This window comes from Alphaproteobacteria bacterium, from assembly GCA_039980135.1.
Classification (GTDB): Bacteria; Pseudomonadota; Alphaproteobacteria; order UBA6615; family UBA6615; genus UBA8079.
On record JBDXCV010000011.1, the window covers coordinates 1 to 19,695 of the forward strand.

At 62.4% G+C, this 19,695-nt stretch carries 17 protein-coding genes and 2 pseudogenes; 11 read left to right on the forward strand and 8 right to left on the reverse strand.

The window, feature by feature from the left end; translation table 11 throughout:
- The 6 genes and pseudogenes from ABJ363_14695 to ABJ363_14720 all read left to right on the forward strand — a co-directional run.
- Positions 1 to 3,718, forward strand: a 3,718-nt coding sequence (locus tag ABJ363_14695) for a choice-of-anchor C family protein (GenBank protein ID MEP4380245.1), incomplete at its 5' end; no start/stop codon positions are given.
- Positions 3,719 to 3,813: 95 nt separating this feature from the next.
- Complete coding sequence (locus tag ABJ363_14700) at positions 3,814 to 4,587, forward strand: sulfite exporter TauE/SafE family protein (GenBank protein ID MEP4380246.1); 774 nt, start codon at positions 3,814 to 3,816, stop codon at positions 4,585 to 4,587.
- 139 nt (positions 4,588 to 4,726) lie between these two features.
- Positions 4,727 to 4,975, forward strand: coding sequence for a hypothetical protein (locus ABJ363_14705; GenBank protein ID MEP4380247.1), 249 nt, complete (start codon positions 4,727 to 4,729; stop codon positions 4,973 to 4,975).
- Between the two features lie 12 nt (positions 4,976 to 4,987).
- Positions 4,988 to 5,371 (forward strand): annotated as a pseudogene (locus tag ABJ363_14710) (redoxin domain-containing protein).
- 268 nt (positions 5,372 to 5,639) lie between these two features.
- Entirely contained in the window at positions 5,640 to 5,888 is a 249-nt protein-coding gene (locus ABJ363_14715) for a hypothetical protein (GenBank protein MEP4380248.1), read from the forward strand.
- Positions 5,889 to 5,900: 12 nt separating this feature from the next.
- Positions 5,901 to 6,284 (forward strand): annotated as a pseudogene (locus ABJ363_14720) (redoxin domain-containing protein).
- 144 nt (positions 6,285 to 6,428) lie between these two features.
- Here ABJ363_14720 and ABJ363_14725 read toward each other — a convergent pair.
- On the reverse strand, positions 6,429 to 6,887 hold the full coding sequence (locus tag ABJ363_14725) for a PAS domain-containing protein (GenBank protein ID MEP4380249.1): 459 nt from the start codon (positions 6,885 to 6,887) through the stop codon (positions 6,429 to 6,431).
- Positions 6,888 to 7,044: 157 nt separating this feature from the next.
- Here ABJ363_14725 and ABJ363_14730 point away from each other — a divergent pair, with 157 nt between their 5' ends.
- A complete protein-coding gene (locus ABJ363_14730; protein ID MEP4380250.1) occupies positions 7,045 to 8,736 on the forward strand; it encodes an AMP-binding protein in 1,692 nt (563 codons plus the stop codon).
- A gap of 97 nt (positions 8,737 to 8,833) precedes the next feature.
- Here ABJ363_14730 and ABJ363_14735 read toward each other — a convergent pair whose 3' ends face one another.
- The 3 genes from ABJ363_14735 to ABJ363_14745 form a co-directional block, all read right to left on the reverse strand.
- A complete protein-coding gene (locus tag ABJ363_14735) occupies positions 8,834 to 9,484 on the reverse strand; it encodes a flavin reductase family protein (GenBank protein ID MEP4380251.1) in 651 nt (216 codons plus the stop codon).
- A 439-nt stretch (positions 9,485 to 9,923) separates the two neighbouring features.
- Positions 9,924 to 11,372, reverse strand: coding sequence for a Si-specific NAD(P)(+) transhydrogenase (gene sthA / locus ABJ363_14740; GenBank protein ID MEP4380252.1), 1,449 nt, complete (start codon positions 11,370 to 11,372; stop codon positions 9,924 to 9,926).
- Positions 11,373 to 11,475: 103 nt separating this feature from the next.
- On the reverse strand, positions 11,476 to 12,681 hold the full coding sequence (locus ABJ363_14745; protein MEP4380253.1) for an FAD-dependent monooxygenase: 1,206 nt from the start codon (positions 12,679 to 12,681) through the stop codon (positions 11,476 to 11,478).
- Between the two features lie 116 nt (positions 12,682 to 12,797).
- Between ABJ363_14745 and ABJ363_14750 the strand changes: the two genes are divergently transcribed.
- Genes ABJ363_14750 through ABJ363_14765 form a run of 4 tightly spaced genes read left to right on the forward strand, consistent with a single transcriptional unit; the run spans position 12,798 to position 15,593 of the window.
- The gene (locus ABJ363_14750; protein MEP4380254.1) at positions 12,798 to 13,553 is read left to right on the forward strand and encodes an IclR family transcriptional regulator; all 756 of its coding nucleotides are present in this window, start codon (positions 12,798 to 12,800) and stop codon (positions 13,551 to 13,553) included.
- Positions 13,550 to 14,083, forward strand: a complete 534-nt coding sequence (locus tag ABJ363_14755; protein ID MEP4380255.1) for a phosphonopyruvate decarboxylase — start codon at positions 13,550 to 13,552, stop codon at positions 14,081 to 14,083. The genes ABJ363_14750 and ABJ363_14755 overlap by 4 nt, the downstream gene beginning before the upstream one ends.
- Position 14,084: 1 nt before the next feature.
- On the forward strand, positions 14,085 to 14,675 hold the full coding sequence (locus ABJ363_14760) for a thiamine pyrophosphate-dependent enzyme (GenBank protein ID MEP4380256.1): 591 nt from the start codon (positions 14,085 to 14,087) through the stop codon (positions 14,673 to 14,675).
- Positions 14,676 to 14,714: 39 nt separating this feature from the next.
- Positions 14,715 to 15,593, forward strand: coding sequence for an NAD(P)-dependent oxidoreductase (locus ABJ363_14765; GenBank protein ID MEP4380257.1), 879 nt, complete (start codon positions 14,715 to 14,717; stop codon positions 15,591 to 15,593).
- Positions 15,594 to 15,618: 25 nt separating this feature from the next.
- On the opposite strand, the gene meaB is transcribed toward ABJ363_14765, so the two are convergent.
- From meaB to ABJ363_14785, 4 genes are read right to left on the reverse strand one after another with little or no spacing between them, the layout of a single operon-like run.
- Entirely contained in the window at positions 15,619 to 16,506 is an 888-nt protein-coding gene (meaB, locus tag ABJ363_14770) for a methylmalonyl Co-A mutase-associated GTPase MeaB (protein ID MEP4380258.1), read from the reverse strand.
- A complete protein-coding gene (locus tag ABJ363_14775) occupies positions 16,503 to 17,645 on the reverse strand; it encodes a CoA transferase (GenBank protein MEP4380259.1) in 1,143 nt (380 codons plus the stop codon). The genes meaB and ABJ363_14775 overlap by 4 nt, the downstream gene beginning before the upstream one ends.
- The gene (locus ABJ363_14780; GenBank protein MEP4380260.1) at positions 17,642 to 18,040 is read right to left on the reverse strand and encodes a cobalamin-dependent protein; all 399 of its coding nucleotides are present in this window, start codon (positions 18,038 to 18,040) and stop codon (positions 17,642 to 17,644) included. Before ABJ363_14780 ends, ABJ363_14775 begins: the two co-directional genes overlap by 4 nt.
- An 11-nt stretch (positions 18,041 to 18,051) precedes the next feature.
- Positions 18,052 to 19,692, reverse strand: coding sequence for a methylmalonyl-CoA mutase family protein (locus tag ABJ363_14785; protein MEP4380261.1), 1,641 nt, complete (start codon positions 19,690 to 19,692; stop codon positions 18,052 to 18,054).
- Between the last annotated feature and the right edge of the window lie 3 nt (positions 19,693 to 19,695).

A 19,695-nucleotide genomic window follows, 5' to 3' on the forward strand; every position in this document is an offset into this window, starting at 1 on the left:
TCTCGGCGCGGCGGTTTCCCTGTCGGGCACCGACATCACCTACAACCCGGCCGGATTGCTCGACAGCCTGGCCGAAGGCGAGGTCGTTACGGACAGCTTCACCTACACGGTCAGCGACGAACATGGCGCGACCGACACCGCGACGGTGAGCTTCGAGGTGTCCGGTGTCAACGATGCGCCGGTGATATCTCTCCTGCCGGGCAACGACGCCGGCACGGTGGTCGAGGATGATGCGGCCAACACGGTCACCGGTCAGCTGACCGGCAGTGACGTCGACAATGGCGCGGTGCTGAGCTGGTCGGTCGACGGCGGCGGCGCGGGCACCTATGGCGCCCTGAGCGTGGATTCCACGGGCCAGTGGACCTATACCCTCGACAATTCCACGCCCGCGCTGGAAGACCTCGACACGGGCGAGACGGCGACCGAGACCTTCGATGTCACGGTGACCGACGAGCATGGCGCCACCGACACCCAGACGGTCACGGTCACCATCGACGGCAACACGGACAACGTCGCGCCGATGGCCCAGGACGACGCGTTTAGCGTCGGTGAAAGCGGCCTGCTGGTCGATGACCTTCTGGCGAATGACAGTGATGCGGATCCTTCCGACGTCCTGACAATCACGTCTGCGAACGGCATTGCACCGAACACGGCGTTTACCCTGACGTCGACGGGTGGTCGCGATGGTATGGCGATCGTGGCACCGAATGGCGCACTGAATGTGGCCTTCGATACGGCTGGCGGGTTCGAGGATTTGGCCGCGGGCGAAACAGACACGGTCGCGTTTGATTACACGATTACGGATGGCAACGGTGCATTCGATACCGCCACGGCGACCATCACGATCCAAGGCGAGAACGATGCGCCGGTGATCGACGCGGGGGCATCGGATCTGTCCTCGAGCCTGCAAGTCGGCTTCTCCTTCTCCGAGATGCTGGATGCGCACGGGATGCTGGACCACTTCACGGCACCGGTGCGTTCGGCGTCGGTGATCGATGTCGGCGGCACGGATGTGCTGGCCATCGGCACGGGCCTGACCCGCCACGAGATGATCGATATCCCGCTTTGGGGTGCGGGGGATCTGGATCCGAACACCGTTGTCGATATCAGTATCGATGCAGTGGTGCAGCGCGACGGCAGCGATCAGGACATCATGTTCGGCGTGCGGGATGCAGATTCTTATGTCGGTTTCTGGAGCACGAACGGCTTCACCGGCGGGATATTCGCAGATTCCTTTGCAGGCAGCGGACCTTTCGGGGTCGCACATCCCGAGAACCCGCCAATTACCGACCGTACCGTCCTGTCGGGTCCCCAGCTGGACGATTTCACTCTCGATATCCAACTAGACGGTGCGTCGGATCAGTTGACCATAGCGGGTGTTGCAAGCGGCGATCTTGGCGACTGGGTCAGCACCGACGGGGCGGTGTCGATCGTGGTCGGGGGCGGCGCAGGTGCATCGTACTACCGGGTGGAGAGTCTCGACTATGCGGTCGATGTGCAGCGCCTGAACGACACCGGTTCGATTGTGTTTGACGATGTGGATATTGGCGACACGCACAGTGCGTCGATCACGGGTGTGAACCTGACCGGGAACACCAACGGCATCACGAACGCGACCTTCGAGGGTTTCCTCGGCCTGGCGACGACATCGGCCAACGGGGCCGGATCGCCGGGTTCCATTGACTGGACCTTCTCGGCCGACGACGGTCTGTTCGAGCACCTGGCCGAAGGTGAGACGCTGGAAATCGCCTACGACGTTACGGTCGATGACGGCAACGGTGGCACTGATTCCGAGACCATCACGGTTATCATCAACGGCACGAATGAGGGCCCGGTTGCGAATGCGGATGCCGCGACGATCGGTGAAAGCGGCTTTGTGACCCTCGATCTGCTTGGGAACGACACGGACGTGGATGGCGATGCGCTGACCATCGTCGATGTGGATGGTCAGGCGCCCTCGACGGCCTTCTCGGTCACCTCGGCGGGTGGTCGCGCGGGCCAGGCGATCTTCGAGACGACGGGTGCGCTGAACTTCGCATTCGATACGGCGGGCGGCTTCGAGGACCTGGCGGTCGGCGAGACGGACACGATCACGCTCGACTACACGATCTCGGACGGCAATGGCGGGACGGATACCTCGACGGTGACGGTGACGGTCAACGGCGAGAACGACGCGCCGGTGATCACCCCCATCGATACGGCGGTCAGCCTGTCCAACGGCAGCTTCGAGACAGCTCTGAACGGGGTGACAGACTGGAGCGTGACTTTCGGGGACCTCGATCGGGTCGGGACCTCTGTCTGGGATCCGTCCGACGGCTCCTTCAGCCTCGACCTGAACGGCTTCAACCCGGCGGGAATTTCGCAATCCTTCGCCACGGAAGCCGGCGTGACCTACACCGTCACCTTCGACATGGCAGGGAACCCCGGCCAGCAGACCGTCAAGGATCTGCGGGTGTCGGCGGATGGCACGAGCCAGGACTACAGCTTCGACAACGCGGCCGATGGCGGCACGTCGAACACCAACATGAACTGGACGGAGAAGAGCTTTACGTTCGTGGCCGTTGATGACGATACGCTCCTGGACTTCTCCAGCCTCGTGCCGTCCGGCGCCTGGGGACCGACCCTCGATAATGTTCGGGTGACCCGCGACGGGTACTTCGTGCAGGAAGACGGGACCCTCAGTGTGTCCGGCGATTTTGATGCCACGGATGTGGACAATGTTGCGCCGCTGACCTGGTCCGTCGCCGGCGGCGGTGCGGGCACCTACGGGGACCTGTCGATCGATGCCAACGGCAGCTGGAGCTACGATTTGCGCAACGGCGATGCGAATGTGCAGGCGCTGGCCGAGGGAGAGTCCCATGACGAGGTATTCACTGTCGTCGTGACCGATGAGCATGGCGCGACGGACACGGAGAACGTGACGGTGTCGGTGGCCGGTGCCAACGACGCGCCGGTTGCGGATGATGATCTATCGTTCTCATTCGGTAGCGGTTCGAAGACGGTCAACGTGCTCTCCAATGACGTCGACATCGATGGGGATACCCTCTCGATTACCGGTTTCTCGGGTGCACAGAATGGCAGCGTTGTTGATCTCGGAGGCGGGAACTTCCAATACACGCCGGATTCAGGCTTCTCGGGGCCGGATGCCTTTGGCTATGCCATCGCCGATGGAAACGGCGGCACGGCAACCGGGTATGCGGGGGTCTATTCCAACCTGGCTGGCGGGATCGTCTCGATTTCGGGTGGCGACTTCAATGACAATATGGGCGGCGGATCCAGTGGTGATATTCTTTATGCCGCCGGCGGAAACGACTCGCTCGATGGCGGCGATGGCGACGATCTGCTCATGGGCGGCCTCGGCAATGACACCCTATTGGGTGGCCGACACGAGGATGTGCTGCTCGGCGGCGCCGGCGATGACACCCTGAACGGCGGCAGCCACGAAGATTTCCTGGCGGGCGGGGATGGCGATGATTTGTTCGTGTTCGCGAACGATGAGAGCGAGGATGATGGCGACATCATTGGCGACTTCGAAGCGGGAGCCGGCACCGAAGACCGGATCGATGTGTCTGCCTTCGGGTTCACCGATCTCGCGGATCTGCTGGCGTCAACGACGGATGTGGGTGCGGATACCGTGATCGACCTCGACACCGATGACAGCCTGACGCTGATCGGTGTACAGATGGCCGATCTGCACGAGGATGACTTCATCCTGTAGAGTGGTACGCTGCTCTTCACGGTCATCTCGCAGGTTCGAGTCCCGGCGGGTCCGCCATATTCTCCGCGATTTCGCGGCTTCGGAGTTTTGTTTCCTTGGAATTTCTGCCTGCGGGCTTTCTTCCTGCCGATATCGATACGACGGCGGCGGTCGCGCTAATTGCCGCGACGTTCATCGGCAACATCATCTCGGCCGCCATGGGCATCGGCGGCGGCATCATATTGCTGGCGGTTATGGCCAACCTGATGCCTGTTGCCGCAATCATCCCGGTTCACGGGGTGGCGCAGCTGGGGGCCAACATCTTCCGGGGCGGTGTCCAGCGCGCCCATATCGACTGGCTGACCTTCATGTGGTTCGGTCTGGGCAGCATCGTCGGGGTGGCCGTGGGTGGCAGTGTTGCGGTGGCGCTGCCGGCCAACGTCCTGCGCGGTGCGCTGGGCATATTCATCATCTACACCGTCTGGGGGCCGCAGCTGAAATTCTTCGGCGAGGGTAACCTGATCTCGGTCGTTGTCGGCGCGGTCTCAAGTGTGCTGACCATGTTCTTCGGCGCGACCGGGCCCTTTGCCGCGGCGCTGCTCAGGCAACGCGGGTACACGCCACAGGGCCTGATCGGCACCCATTCCGCCTGCATGGGCGCACAGCACGCCCTCAAGATCGTCGCCTTCGGGCTTCTGGGGTTCGCATTTGCCGAGTGGTTGGGGCTTATCGCGATGCTGCTCCTGGCCTCGCTTGCCGGCACCCTGATTGGCAGTTACGCGCTCCGCCGGATGTCTGCGGATGTGTTCTCGACCCTCGTGAAGATGGTGCTGACGATCCTGGCCGCAAACCTGCTGGCCGTGGCCGTGGGCCTCTATTCCATCACCTGATAATCGCGTTTTCGCACAGGTCTATGCACGTGCCGTCACAAGTCATTGATTGCTTGGTCACGGGTGCGTCGCTGGCCGGGGACCGGAATCGCGTGTAGTGTTCGAACTGGTCGATTAACGGCCGGAAAGAGGGGTAATCATGAGTTTAGCAGAGAAGCTTGCGGAGATTAGTGCCGCGGGCGCCAAGCGGATGCCGGAAGAGGTGCGCGCGACCATGGGCAAAGCGACCCAGGAGTTGCGCGAGTCCGGCATCATGGACAAAACCGTCAAGGTGGGCGACACGTTGCCGCCCTTCAGTCTTCAAAACGCCAACGGCGAAATGGTGAATTCCGCCGACCTGCTGTCCAAGGGGGCTGTCGTTCTGACGGTGTTCCGCGGCCACTGGTGACCGTATTGCAATGCAGAGCTGTATGCTATGCGTGACATTGTAGACGGACTTGACGAAGCCGGCGCCACGTTGGTCGCCATCACCCCTCAGCTCGTCGAGCACAACAAGGCCATGACCGAAAAACATGGTCTGAATTTCGAAATGCTTTCCGACCCGGGTAACTCCTACCTCGCGGAACTGGGCCTCAAGTTCGAGATCCCGCCCGAGGTGAAGAAGATCTACCAGGGTTTCGGGCTCGATATTCCGGGCACCAACGGCGACGACAGCTGGACGCTGCCGATGCCGGGCCGGATTGTCGTCGATTCGAGCGGCGTTGTTCGCGCGACCGACATCGACCCGAACTATGCCTCCCGGCCGGAGCCGGAGAAGACGCTGGCGGACGTTCAGGCCCTGTAGCCGAACCGACAGCTTTTCGAAGCGTAACGGAACCCCATCCGCGATCTGCCGCGGGTCGGGTTTTGTTTGGGAACTGGTCGTGAATCGGTTGTTGCCCGACCTGTCGTTGATTGGAAACGCGATGGATCAGAATTTGGATGCTGCGGGCGCTCACTGGTTCGGTCGTCACAAGTCATTGATTGGCCGGTCACGGGCCGTTGCTGGCTGGACCCTGTGATTGCGTGTAGGGTTCTTGTCGGTCGATTAACGGCCGGAAAGAGGGGTAATCATGAGTTTAGCAGAGAAGCTTGCGGAGATTAGCGCCGCGGGCGCCAAGCGTATTCCCGCGGAGAAGCTAGCCATCCTTAGCGCCGCGACGAAGGCACAACGCGAATCAGGGGTTCTGGATCACACGATCAAGGTCGGCGACAAGCTGCCGCCCTTCAGTCTCGAGAACGCCGACGGAGCCATGATCAACTCCCTCGACCTTCTGTCCAGGGGAGCTGTCGTGTTAACGGTGTTCCGCGGCCACTGGTGACCTTATTGCGTTGCAGAGCTGTATGCTTTGCGCGATATCGTACCGGCCCTTGACGAAGCTGGCGCTTCACTGGTCGCCATCACCCCTCAGCTCGTTAAGCACAACAAGTCCATGACCGAAAAGAACGATCTCAATTTCCACATGCTGTCCGATCCGGGCAACACTTACCTGGCGGATCTCGGTCTCAAGTTCGAACTCCAACCGGACGTCAAGGAAATCTATCAGGCAGTCGGGATCGACGTTCCAGGCACCAACGGCGACGACAGCTGGACGCTGCCGATTCCGTGTCGGATCGTCGTCGATTCGAGCGGCGTTGTCCGTGCGACAGACATCGACCCGAACTATGCCTCCCGGCCGGAGCCGGAGAAGACGCTGGCGGACGTTCAGGCGCTCTAGCCGAACCGACAGCATTTTCGAAGTGTAACGGAACCCCATCCGCGATCTGCCCCGGGTGGGGTTTTGTTTGTCTCGCGCAGGGACGCGCGAGGGCGCAGTTCGAGAATTCGGGCCGCAGTTCCGACTTCAGACCGTGGTGCCTGTTCAAACGACCTTGAGCATCGAACTTTCGGGAAATTCCCGGGCGGATTGTTCCACGTTGTATCGCATCATTAAATGGTCAGGCCGCTTACGCAAAGGTTCCTGGACACCGAGGAAATGTGTCAGGTCGCCTTCCGACGAGAAGCTCGGCGCAACGTTGACGCGGAACCAGAACGGTTTGCCGTTCGCCGCGTAATTCAGGATATCGACCGTCGCAGGCCGGCCATGGACAATGGCCCGGTGCAGAAACGCGCGCGCCTCGGGCGAAGTATCGGGGCCCTGCAGCATCCGGCAGTTCTGGCCGATGACTTCGTCACGGGAATAACCCGTATGTTCCAGAAAGCCGTCGGTGACATGTGTAATGGATTGAGCCGGATCTTTCATATCGACAATAACGCAGCAACGATCGGCCATTTCGCCATTGATGCGGCGCGTTGCTTCGAGAATGTAGCTGCTTGCCATTTGAGGGGAGCCTTGGAGATATTGAAATTAACCGAAATCAGCAGACGCCCTTCGCTGAGAGAAAGTACAATTATACCATTTTCGTGCTACCGGCGAATCCTCATCCCCTATGTTTTGCCGCCGTCGTAGTATGGGAGAAACGGGGGGAGTTAAGGCAATGCCGTATCGCCAAAGCTATGTTCACGGCGCCTCGGATGTGCCGTTGATCGGCGACACGATCGGCGCGCATTTCGATGCTGCCGCAGGACAATGGGCGGAGCGGGACGCGCTGGTTGTGCGCCATCAGGACATCACATGGTCATGGGCCGAACTCAAGGCGCGCGTCGATGATTTCGCCGCCGGGCTGATCGAGCTGGGGCTGGAGCCGGGTTCGCGCATCGGCATCTGGTCGCCCAACAATGCCGAATGGGTGATCACCCAGTTCGCCACGGCCAAGGCGGGGCTGATCCTGGTCAACATCAACCCGGCCTACCGGCTGGCCGAGCTGGAATTCGCCCTCAACAAGGTCGAATGCGGAGCCCTGATTACGGCGGCCCGTTTCAAGACCAGCGACTATGTGGGGATGATCCGCGAGCTCGCACCCGAGATCGACAGCGCGGACGCGGGCGCGCTCGTGTCGGCGAAGCTGCCCCATCTCAAGACCGTCATCCAGATCGGTGCGGAGGATGTCGCCGGGATGTACGGGTTCAATGACGTGATGGCGATGGGCGCCACGGCGGGTCATGACGCGGTGGCGGCGCTGGCGGGGACGCTTCAGTTCGACGACCCGATCAACATCCAGTTCACCTCGGGCACGACGGGCTCTCCAAAGGGGGCGACGCTCACCCACCACAACATCCTCAACAACGGCTTCTTTATCGGCCGGACGATGGCGCTCACCGAGGTGGACCGAATCTGCATCCCGGTGCCGCTGTATCATTGTTTCGGCATGGTGCTGGGGAATCTCGCCTGCATGACCCACGGCGCTGCCATGGTCTATCCGTCCGACGCGTTCGACCCGCTGGCGACGCTGGAGTGTGTGGCGGCCGAGCACTGCACGGGGCTCTACGGCGTGCCGACCATGTTCATCGCCCAACTCGAGCACGCGCAGTTCGCCGAGTTCGACATGTCGCGCCTGCGCACGGGCATCATGGCCGGCTCACCCTGCCCGGTGGAGGTGATGAAGCAGGTCATCGAGAAGATGCACATGGACCAGGTGACCATCGCCTACGGCATGACCGAGACGAGCCCCGTTTCAACCCAGACGGCGGTGGACGACCCGCTCGACCGCCGGGTGGGTACGGTGGGGCGGATCCACCCCCATGTGGAGGTGAAGATTGTCGATGAGGAAAACCGCATCGTCGTGCCGGGGGAGACCGGCGAGCTGTGTACGCGCGGTTATTCGATCATGCGCGGATACTGGAACGATGCCGAAAAGACCGCCGAAAGCATCGATGATGCCGGCTGGATGCACACCGGCGACCTCGCGACCATGGATGCGGCCGGCTACTTCAACATCGTCGGGCGCATGAAGGACATGGTGATCCGCGGCGGGGAGAACCTCTACCCCCGGGAGATCGAGGAGTTTCTGTACCGCCACCCCAAGGTCTCGGATGTGCAGATTTTCGGCGTGCCCGACGAGAAATACGGCGAGGAACTGTGTGCGTGGATCAAGCTCGCCGAGGGTGAGAGTGCCACCGATGACGACATTCGGGACTTCTGCAAGGGCCAGATCGCCCACCTCAAGATCCCGCGCTACATCAAATTCGTCGATGAATTCCCGATGACCGTGACTGGCAAGATCCAGAAATTCGTGATGCGGGATGTGATGGTCGAAGAGCTGGGGTTGGCGGAATCAGAGACGGCTTAGAACCGGAATTCGTCATACCCGGGCTTGGGCCGGGTATCTTTTCGACTGGAGCATTGAGATGCGCGGATCAAGTCCGCGCATCACGAAACGGGCAGCCTTACTGCACCGGTTCGTTCGGGTGGGCCACATCCGGCTGGATATACGGTGCCTTCATTTCGTAGATGTCATGGGTCCGGCAGTAGCGCGGGCCGCCGAGACGCCCCACCGGGTGGAGCGTGTGCGGGTTAACGTATTTGTCGTCGAGCATCAGATCCTCTCGGACATGCCAGCGCAGGACCCGGCCGATGACCAGGTCGGTGACCCACTCATCGCCGAACTTCAGGACCTGCTCGAAGGTGCATTCCATGGCGACCGGGCAGTCCTTGATGCGGGGTGCCGGCACCAGGTCGGACGGCACGGTCTCGAGACCAATTTCGGCGAATTCGTCCTGGTTTGCTTCGTAGTTGGCCGAACTGGCGTTCATTTTTTCAGCAAAGTCGTCGGTGACGGTGTGGACCACGAAGCCCTTGGTGGCCTGGATATTCGCCGAGGTGTGTTTGGGCGCGTGGGTCTTCTCGCTGACGGCCATCGAGACCAGCGGCGGGTAGTGGGAGACGATGGAGAAGAAAGAGAAGGGTGCGAGGTTGGGCACGCCGTCCTCGTCCACGGAGCTGACCCAGGCGATGGGGCGCGGGACGATCGAGCCGATCAGCAGGCGGTAGCATTGCTGGTGGTCGATCTCGTCGGTGTTGAAAATCCTGTAGGCCATAAAGCGTCTCCATCTGGAAATTCCTCCCCATGCTGCGCATGTCGAAGCATGAAGGCCGAAATGTCGCTCCTTCGACAGGCTCAGGATGGGGCATTCAGGCCGGGACATTGTACCGGTTGAGGGACGGGGATGCCCGCATCAAGTGCGGGCATGACGGGAAATTCGGGCGGGTTTGAAATCAGACCCTACGGCAGTTTAGCAATGCCCGTGTAGGGGCGGGTCCATGACTCGCCCGCGACAGCGGGCTTCTCCTTGACCGCATGGCGCCGGTGCCGGGGATCGGGTAGGGGGTGGCCTTGTTCTGGTTGTCATGGCCGGACTTGATCCGGCCATCCACGTGGTGATGTCACGTAACCAGGAGACGTGAATGCCCGCAACAAGTGCGGGCATGACGTCGTTTTCTTGAGGCGTGCGGGCCTGTCCGCGCGGTGGTGCCGGGCTATTCCAGCCGGTTGAGGCCGTCGAAGGCGGCGGTCTTGTAGCATTCGGCCAGGGTCGGATAGTTGAAGACCGTGTCCACGAAATAGTCGAGCGTGCCGCTATGGGCCATCACCGCCTGTCCGATATGGATGAGCTCGGCGGCGCCTTCGCCCAGGATACTGACCCCGAGAATCTCCCGGGTTTCGACGTGAAACAGGAGCTTCAGCATGCCCGTGGCGTCCCCGATGATCTGGCCGCGGGAGATTTCCTTGTAGAACGCCTTGCCGACTTCGTAGGGGACGCCATTGGCGGTGAGTTCCTCTTCATTGGCGCCGACCACCGAGATTTCCGGGATCGTGTAGATGCCGTAGGGGAACAGCTGGGCGACACCCGACACCGACGCGTCGAACGCGTGGCAGGCGGCGAGGCGGCCCTGTTCCATGGAGGTCGAGGCGAGGCTCGGGAAGCCGATGACGTCTCCTGCCGCGTAGATGTTGGGCACATTGGTCCGGTAATTCGCATCGACCGTCAGCCGGCCGCGTTCGTCGGCATCGAGGCCGGCGGCGTCGAGATTGAGTTCTCCGGTGGCACCCGTGCGGCCGACACTGTACAGCGCCTTGGACGCAACGACCTGTTTGCCGCTCTCCAGCACCACACGCACATGGGGGCCGCGCTTGCCCGCTTCCACGGCTATGGATTCCACACCTTCACCCAGGCGCAGTGTCACCCGGTTCTGGCGCATGAGATAGGCCAGCGCATCGGTGATCTCGCCGTCGACGAAGTCGAGCAGGCGGGGTCGCTTGTCGATCAGGGTCACGCGGACGCCCAGGGTGGCAAAAATGGTCGCGTATTCGAGGCCGATGACCCCGGCACCGATCACCACCAGCGTGCGCGGCAGTTCCTCGAGGTCGAGAATGTCGTCGCTGGTGAATACGGATTGCCCGTCGAAGGGAATATCGGGCGATCTGGTCGTCTCGGTCCCCACCGCGATGACAATCCTGTCAGCTGTGACCGCGCGCTGGCCGCGGCCATCGAAATAGTCGAGGCGGACCGTGTTGGCGTCGGCGAATGTGGCCGTTGCCTCGATCACGACAACGCCGTTGCGGCGCAGCTGGTGATGGGTGACGTCGATCTCGTTGCGGATCACATGATCAGCGCGGAACAGGAGATCCGACATGGCGATGTCGTGCTTCACCACATAGGACGCGCCGTACACGTTGCGTTCGCGGAAACCCGATAGGTGTAGAGCCGCCTCGCGCAGGGTCTTCGACGGGATGGTGCCGGTGTTGATGCATACCCCACCGACGACGGTACGCCGCTCGATGATGGCGGCCTTTTTGCCGAGCTTTGCGGCCTGGATTGCGGCGCGCTGGCCGGCAGGCCCCGACCCCATGACAATCAGGTCGAAGTCATGGCCATCGCCGTTCGTGGCCTGGCCGGCGATGTCCGGTATGGTCTGGTCAAGCATGTGTGGTCCCCGCTTCATACGGCGTTCATACGCCGGGCAGGAGATCACCATCACCGGGTTTGGTTAACAAACCCTTGGTCGGTACGGGTGTTTTCGTGGCGCGCTAGTCGAGCGCGTTGGCGGCCCGCAAACCCGCAATCATCGACGACCCCATCATGAAGCCGTAACTTTTCTGCGGGTCTTCCGCGATGGCGCGCATGGCGTCGTGAGCCTTCTGACGCTCGGCGGGATCTTTCTCGGCGATGAACTTGGTGTTCCGGATCGTCTGCTGTCGCACATCCTCCAGCGCGACGTGACGGCGCTGGCGGGTGTAGCGGTCGAGCAGGCTTTCGTCGGCCGCACCGCGCCATATCTGCCCCATCTTGTCGGCGAAGCTCACCGCGTCATGGACGCCGGAGTTCATGCCCATGCCGCCCATGGGGGAATTGATGTGGGCGGCATCGCCGCCGATGATGATCCGACCCTTGCGGAAATCCTCGGCGACCCGCTGGTGGATGGCCCAGATGTTCCGATGGAGCTCGACGACGGCGCCGGGCTTGCCGAAGAAGGCTGCCATGCGGGCTTCGGCCACGTCGTCGCGCACCGCCACATCGTCGGGCTCGCCGTCGCGTGACGAGAAGGCCACCCGCCAGTATTCGGGCAGGTGCAGGATCACGCACCATTCGTCGGGGTCGGAGATGTAGGCGACCCCGGCGATATCGGGCATTGCCTCGCTCACGTCGAACGTTGTGCCGTACTGCACCACCTTCTCGTCATAGGTAAACCCGTCGAAGCCGACGTCGAGGGATTTCCGGATGCTGGAGCGGGAGCCATCGGCGCCAAACACATAACGGCCGGTGAAGTGCTCTTCGCCGCCGGGTGTTCTGGCGCTCACCGTTACGCTGTCGGCGTCCTGCGTCGCGCCCAGAACTTCATGGGAGAATCTGATTTCGACATTGGGGTGGTCGGCAAGCGTGGCGTAGAGCGCCCGGTTCAGTTCCATCTGTTCGCATTGCACACGATAGGGATATTTCGTCTCGTCCTTGAGGGCGTCCAGATCGAACTCGGCGACGACGCCCGCGCGCCGGTCGCGGAACTGCCAGACGGGGGTGACCCGACCGTCATTCAGGACCGCGTCCACCATGCCGAGTTCGTCGAGATATTCGAGGGTCGGCGGGTGGAAGGTGGTGGCACGGCGATGATCCTGCGGGGCGTCCTGTTGTTCCAGGAGCAGAACCGGAATGTCCTGTTTGGCCAGCGAAAGCGCCGCGATCAGCCCGGTCGGGCCGCCGCCGGCGACAATGATCCGGTCGGTGGGATTGGATGACATGCCTAGGCACCGCGATTGGATGAACGGGATACCCGTTTCTACGCCATTGCCGGGACCGGGAAAAGCCGGGTCGGACGCGCTTGACCGTGTAGTTTCACACAGCCAAACTCAATTTCATGAACATGAATGACGGTGTGAAGACAGCGGTTCGTACCGTAAACCTTTTCGAGGCATTCTCGCGTCGCAAGGGCCCCATGACACTGACCCAGATCGCGGAGGCCCTGTCGGCGCCAATCAGCAGCTGTCACGGGCTGGTCCGGACGCTCAGCGCCAAGGGATATCTCTATACATCCGAGCGAAATCGGACGATCTATCCAACCAAGCGATTGCTGGAAATCGCCGACATCATTGCCGCCCATGATCCGGTTCTCGAGAGCATCGTCCCGGTGTTGGATGCGCTGCGCGACGAGACCAACGAGACGATTCTGCTCGGCCGCCGCCAGGGCGAGATGATCCTCTATCTCGACGTGATCGAGGGGGGACAGACATTGCGCTATTCCGCCGGGGCCGGCGATATCAAGCCCCTGCATTCGAGCGCCATCGGCAAGGCGTTTCTCGGCCGGCTCGACGATGGAGAACGCGCGGCCCTGGTGGCCCGGCTTCCGCTCGACCAGCGGACGCCGAACACGATCACCGAGCGCGCGCGCCTGGAGGCCGATCTCGCCGACGGCATCGCCAAGGGCTATTTCGTGACGCGGGGGGAGAACGTCGTCGATGTGATGGGGCTGGCAACGACGGCAGATGTGTTTGGGGAAATCATGGGAATTGCGATCGCTGGACCTCTGGTCCGGATGGAAGCCGGCGAGACCAAGCTCGCAGCACAGCTTCTGTCCGCGAAGGAGCGGCTCGAGAAGCTTGGGGGAAGTACGTGAGTGATACGGACAATCAAGACTGGGCCGATGCATTGTATGGCGTTCTGGTGCAGCAGAATATTCGCCAGGTCGCCTATGTGCCCGATGCAGGGCATGCGCGGCTGATCGAACGCTGCGAGGCCAATCCGGATATGCAAGCCACTGTGTTGACCACCGAAGAAGACGGTGTCGCGCTGCTGGCGGGCGCCTGGCTGGGTGGCGACCGCGGGGTATTGCTGATGCAATCGAGCGGCGTGGGCAACTGCGTGAACATGTTCACCCTGATCGAGAATTGCCGGCTGCCGCTGGTGACGCTCATCACGATGCGCGGTGAATGGGGCGAGTTCAATCCGTGGCAGGCCCAGATGGGGCAGGCGGCGCCGGACGTGCTGACCCGGATGGGTGTGCAAGCTCACCGGGTCGATGATCCCGATGACGCCGCGCCGACCCTCGATGCGGCGATCCGGCAATCCTTTGACGGGATGCTTGCCTCGGCGGTGCTCCTGTCCCAGCGTCTGATCGGCCGCAAGGCCTTCACGGAAGGAGGCTGACATGGCCAACCTCCAACCACGCCTGGACCGGCGCGAAGCTGTCGCGCGGCTGCTGCAGGACCGCGGCGAGTTGCTTGTGGTTACCGGTCTCGGCTCGGCGACCTATGATTGCGCGGCCGCCGGTGACGATCCTCGCAATTTCTATCTCTGGGGCGCCATGGGTGGCACGGCGGCTTTGGCGCTCGGTCTGGCGCAGGCCCAACCGGGCCGCCCGGTCGCCGCGATCACCGGCGATGGGGAAATGCTCATGGGCCTCGGCAGCCTGGCGACGATCGGTGCCGCCGCACCGGCGAACCTCTCGGTCATCGTGCTCGACAACGAGGTTTACGGCGAGACAGGCGCCCAGCCCACGGCGACCGCGCACGGGGTCAGCCTCGTGGAAGTGGCGCGCGGCTGCGGGATCGAAGCGCTAGAGGATATTCGCGACATGAACGCGCTTGGCACATTGGCGACACGCATGCAGTGCTGCGAGGGCACGTTGTTCGCCAACATCAAGATCGAGGCCGGCGAGCAAGAACGGGTTTTGCCGGCGCGGGACGGGGCTTATTTGCGCTCGCGGTTCCGGGAATCTGTATTGGGCACCGGCCCCTGAGGCCGGGAGATGCGAGATTGATACTGGAGGGAGCACATCATGGCTGAAAAGGTTGGAATTCTGGGACTTGGATTGATCGGCAGCCTTGCGGCCGAAATCCTGATGCCGGAAGGCTACGAATGCGCCGCGGTGCGCCGTCCGAGTACCAAGAGCTTCCCCGACACCGGCGGCGAACTGTTCGATACGGCGCGGGAGCTTGCTGCGTGGGCCGATGTGGTGATTTCGGCTCTCCCGAGCACCGATGCCTCCCGGACAGCTCTGGAGGGCCCTGACGGCCTGTTGGCCGGGGCCCACGAGGGTCTGACGATCATCGAGATGAACACCTTCCCGGTGGTCGAAAAGGAACGCATCAAGGCCCAGGTCGATGATACTGCGGCGAAGATCATCGACTGTCCGGTCAGCGGAACACAGCCGATCATCCGCGCCGGCAACGGTGTCATCATGATGAGCGGCGATGCGGCGTTATGTGACGCGGTGAAACCGATGCTCGAGAAGATTTGCCCCAAGACGTTCTTCGTCGGCGAATACGGCACCGGCATCAAGCTCAAACTGATGATCAATTTCATGGTTGGTGCGAATACGGTGGCGCTGGCCGAGGGCATGCTGTTCGGCGCCGAGATGGGCCTCGATCCGCAACTGATTATCGATATCGTCGGCCCGAGTGCTGCCGGTTCGACGGTCTTCAACATGCGCTCGGGAATCATCAAGGACCGGGCTTGGCAACCCTGTGCGGGTCCCAGCAAATTGTTGTGGAAAGACCTCGATATCGTCGAGGAACAGGCCGATGCGCTGGGCCTGTCGGCACCGCTGCTGCGGACCTGCAACGATTATTACAAGAAAATCGAGAAGGCCGGTCGCCTTGAGGACGAGTGCGCGGTCGTCTACGAGATCCTCGAGAGCGAGATCAACAAGGCCTGAGCCGCCGCGGACCGGAACGAACGGGCTAGCGACCCAGCCGGGCAATAATTGCGTCGAGTATTTCGCCGGGATCTTGGTCAAGGAAGTTCTCGTCGACCGCCTCGAGCACCTCTTCAATGCGCCGTGAGATGAGCGCCTGTACCTGATAGCGCGCGCGGGCGCGTCGCGCGCTTGTCGCGTCGCCATGTTCGCTTCGCCATGCCTCGTGGGCGTTGATGGCCTCGTCGAGGACGGCAAAGCCGTCCGGGTCGTCGCGGGACGTCATGATGACGGGCGGCGTCCAGCCATTGGTGCTTTGATGGTCGGCCACCTGTTTGATCTCGGCGGCCATCAGGTCGGCACCCGGAAGGTCGGCCTTGTTCACCACATAGACATCCGCCATTTCGAGAATGCCCGCCTTCATGGCCTGGATGGCGTCGCCGGAATGGGGGACCAGGATGAGGACCACCGTGTCGACCAAAGTGCGGATGGAGTATTCGGCCTGTCCGACGCCCACCGTCTCGACGATGATCTCGTCGAACCCATGCCCTTCCATGGCGTTCAGCAGATCGGCAGTGTTGTTCGCGAGGCCGTCATGGGCGCGGCGCGAGGGGATCGAACGTATGAAAATATCCGGGTCGTCGGCGATGGCATCCATGCGGATCCGGTCGCCGAGAATCGAGCCTTGGGTGACGGGGCTTGACGGGTCGACCGCCAGCACCGCGATCTTCCGGTCAGAACGCTTGCGGAGCTGGGCAAGTCTGGCGATCAGCGAGCTCTTGCCGGCACCCGGCGCGCCGGTGATGCCGATCCGGGGCAGGTTCCCGGCGGATTGCTCGCTCTGTTGTGCCAGGGTTTCGGCGACATCCGCATTGGCGATGCGCGAAAGCGCGCGACTGAGGTTTCGCCGCGGATTGCCTGATGCGCCGCTCATTTGGCTGCGGTGGCGGGCGACATGCCCAGAATTTCGTCCGTATGCTCCCCGAGCAGCGGCGGTAAGCCGTATCGGGGCGGGTGATCGGCCATCTTGATCGGGTTGCCGACCACCCGCAGCGCACCGTCTGGTGTGGGGATCACAGCAATCATCTCACGTGATGCGGCCATGTTGCCGTCGAGCGCGCGGTCGAGGGTCTCAACGCCCGAGACAACGAGGCCCTCGGTACCGAGGGTCTCGACCCAGTGTGCGGTGGTTTCTGACTTCAAGAGTTCGCCGACGACGCCGATCACGGCGTCGCGGTTTTCCGAGCGCGCGCTCATGGTTGCAAGGGTCGGGTCGCTTGCCTGGTCGGCCCAGCCGACGACCTCGCAGAATTTCCGCCAGAACTTGTCGGTCGAGATGAACAGCATCAGGTACCCATCGCTGGTCTCGAAGACCTGGGCCGGCACCATGTAGGGATGGGCGCTCTGCGCTGTTCGCTGCGGGACGATGCCGTGGTTGAGGTAACCCGAGGCCAGATAGTTGAGCTGGGCCAGCATGGTATCGAAGAGGGAGACATCGACCTGGCCGCCCTTGCCTTCGATGATTTTCGCCAGCAGGCCGATCGCACCCATCATGCCGGTTGAATTGTCAACGGCGGAGTACCCCGCCTTGGTCGGGGCGGTGCCCGGGTCGCCGGTCAGGGTCATCACGCCGGTGAGCGCCTGCACGATATAATCGTAGGCAGGCTTGTCGGCGTAGGGTCCGTCGAGTCCGAATCCGGTCAGCGCGAGGCAGACGAGGTTGGGGTTGTGGCGCTTCAGATCGTCGTAGGTCAGACCGAAACGCCGGATGGTGGCCGGGCGCAGATTGGTGATCACGCCCCGGGCGCCGGTGGCGAGGTTGCCCAGTTCGGCCTGACCGGCGGGCGTGTTCAGGTCGAGGACGATGGACCGCTTGTTGCGGTTGAGGCTTGCGAAATAATCGTTGTAAGGCCCCGTGAATTGCTTGGTGATGTTGCGGGCCATGTCCCCGCCCGGCGGCTCGACCTTGATGACGTCGGCGCCCAGATCACCCAGAATCATGCTGCAGAACGGGCCCGCGAGGACATGGGCGACCTCGATGATCCGGACGCCTGCGAGGGGGCCGCCCGTCATGTGCCCAGATCCGCTTCGATGGCCGCCACCACCGCATCCACGGTCATCTCGGCAGTGAAAATGCCGCGCGCACCGGCGCTGCGCAAATCGTCATGGTCCTCACCGGGGATGGTCCCGCCGACGAACAGGTGAATGTCGCCGGCGTCGAGTTCCGCCAGGCAGCGCAATGTCTCCTCGACAAGTTCCCGGTGGCTGCCCGAAAGGATCGACAGACCAACCGCGTCCACATCCTCGTCCACGGCGACCCGCGCGATATAGTCGGGGCTGCGCCGCAGGCCCGTGTAGATCACGTCGGCGCCGGCGTCCCGCAAGGCCAGGGCGATGATTTTCGCGCCCACGTCGTGCCCGTCGAGACCCGGTTTCGCGATCAGGATACGTTTTCCGTTCAGGCTCATTGTCGTCGGTCCTAAAGCCGTACCGGCTCTTCGAATTCGCCCCATTGCGTCTTCAGGGTCGCCACCAATTCGCCGACCGTCGCGTAGGCGTGGCAGCAATCGATCAGATAGGGCATGAGATTCTCATCATCCTTGGTAGCAGCGGCTTCCAGGGCGGACAGAGAGGCCGCGACGGCGCCATTGTCGCGACTGTCACGAACCTTCTCGAATTTGTCGACGACGCGCGCCGAAGCCTGCGGGTCGAGCTTGAACAATTCAGCGACGCCGTCCTTCTGGTTTTCGCGGCGGAAGTAGTTCTGCCCCACGATGACCGTCTCGCCACTGTCCACCTTGCGTTTCCGATCGGCTGCGCGCTGCGCGATCTTGAGCTGCAGCCAGCCATCCTCGACGGCCTTGGTGACACCGCCATAGGCCTCGATCTCGTTGATCACCTTCATGACTTCATCCTCCATCCGGTCGGTCAGCCATTCGACGTAGTGGCTGCCGCCGAGTGGATCGACTGTGCGGGCAATCCCGGATTCGTGTGCGACGATCTGCTGGGTTCGGACGGCAATCTCGGCAGAGTGTTCGGTCGGGATCTGGTAGGCCTCGTCGAAGGCGGCGGTGAAGATCGACTGGGCACCGCCCATGACGGCGGCCATATTCTCGATGCCGACCCGGACCACATTGTTGTCGGGTTGGGCGCCGACCAGGGAAGAGCCGCCGCACACGACGCCGAACCGAAACATGAGCGCCTTGGGGTCCTTCACACCATAGCGTTCGGTCAGCAATTTCGCCCAGAGCCGCCGGCCCGCGCGGAACTTGCAGACCTCCTCGAAGAAATCCATGTGCACGTAGAAGAAGAAGCTGAGGCGGCGCGCGAATTTCTCGACATCGCCGCCGCGTCTGATCAACTCGTCGATATAGGCCAGCCCGTTGGCCAGGGTGTAGCCCATCTCCTCGACCGCCGTGCAGCCCGCGTCCCGCACATGGGCACCGGCGATGCTGATCGCGTTGAAGCGGGGCGTTTGTTCGTAGGAGAACAGGATCGTGTCGGCGATCAGGCGCATCGACGGGCGGACCGGGAAGATCCAGGTGCCGCGCGCCACATACTCCTTGAGGATGTCGTTCTGGATCGTACCAGTCAGCTTTTCGCGCGGGACGCCCTGCTTGTCGGCCACGGCGCAGTACATCGCATAGATGATCGAGGCGGTACCGTTAATGGTGAACGAGGTCGAGATACCGGCAAGATCGATGCCGTCGAACAGAATTTCGGCTTCCGCGAGGTTCGACAGGGAAACGCCGACCTTGCCGACTTCGGATTTGGCGATGGGGTCGGTCGGGTCATAGCCGCACTGGGTGGGCAGATCGAGTGCCACGGAGAGACCCGTCTGGCCCTGGTCCAGCAGGAAGCGGTAGCGTTCGTTGGATTCCTCGGCGGTACCGAAGCCCGAATACTGGCGGATAGTCCACATCCGGCCGCGAAAGCCGTCAGGGAAAATGCCGCGGGTGAACGGATACTCGCCCGGCATCTCGGTTTCGCGGTCCGCCACCATATCCGGGGTGACGACCAACGGTACTTCGATTCCGGAGGGTGTTGCGGTCGAGGGTTTGTCGGGCGGGTCGCGGTGCGTGTCCGGGTGGTCCCCGCCGGCGCTTTTGGGCTCGTTCATCCG

Bases quoted from the DNA above. Each gene is read 5' to 3' on its own strand.
- ABJ363_14725 (MEP4380249.1), bottom strand. From the start codon at position 6,887: ATGGCAAGCAGCTACATTCTCGAAGCAACGCGCCGCATCAATGGCGAA.
- ABJ363_14780 (MEP4380260.1), bottom strand. From the start codon at position 18,040: ATGAGCCTGAACGGAAAACGTATCCTGATCGCGAAACCGGGTCTCGAC.
- ABJ363_14730 (MEP4380250.1), top strand. From the start codon at position 7,045: ATGCCGTATCGCCAAAGCTATGTTCACGGCGCCTCGGATGTGCCGTTG.
- ABJ363_14750 (MEP4380254.1), top strand. From the start codon at position 12,798: ATGAACATGAATGACGGTGTGAAGACAGCGGTTCGTACCGTAAACCTT.
- ABJ363_14785 (MEP4380261.1), bottom strand. From the start codon at position 19,692: ATGAACGAGCCCAAAAGCGCCGGCGGGGACCACCCGGACACGCACCGC.
- ABJ363_14735 (MEP4380251.1), bottom strand. From the start codon at position 9,484: ATGGCCTACAGGATTTTCAACACCGACGAGATCGACCACCAGCAATGC.
- ABJ363_14715 (MEP4380248.1), top strand. From the start codon at position 5,640: ATGAGTTTAGCAGAGAAGCTTGCGGAGATTAGCGCCGCGGGCGCCAAG.
- ABJ363_14745 (MEP4380253.1), bottom strand. From the start codon at position 12,681: ATGTCATCCAATCCCACCGACCGGATCATTGTCGCCGGCGGCGGCCCG.
- ABJ363_14705 (MEP4380247.1), top strand. From the start codon at position 4,727: ATGAGTTTAGCAGAGAAGCTTGCGGAGATTAGTGCCGCGGGCGCCAAG.
- meaB (MEP4380258.1), bottom strand. From the start codon at position 16,506: ATGAGCGGCGCATCAGGCAATCCGCGGCGAAACCTCAGTCGCGCGCTT.
- ABJ363_14765 (MEP4380257.1), top strand. From the start codon at position 14,715: ATGGCTGAAAAGGTTGGAATTCTGGGACTTGGATTGATCGGCAGCCTT.
- sthA (MEP4380252.1), bottom strand. From the start codon at position 11,372: ATGCTTGACCAGACCATACCGGACATCGCCGGCCAGGCCACGAACGGC.
- ABJ363_14760 (MEP4380256.1), top strand. From the start codon at position 14,085: ATGGCCAACCTCCAACCACGCCTGGACCGGCGCGAAGCTGTCGCGCGG.
- ABJ363_14775 (MEP4380259.1), bottom strand. From the start codon at position 17,645: ATGACGGGCGGCCCCCTCGCAGGCGTCCGGATCATCGAGGTCGCCCAT.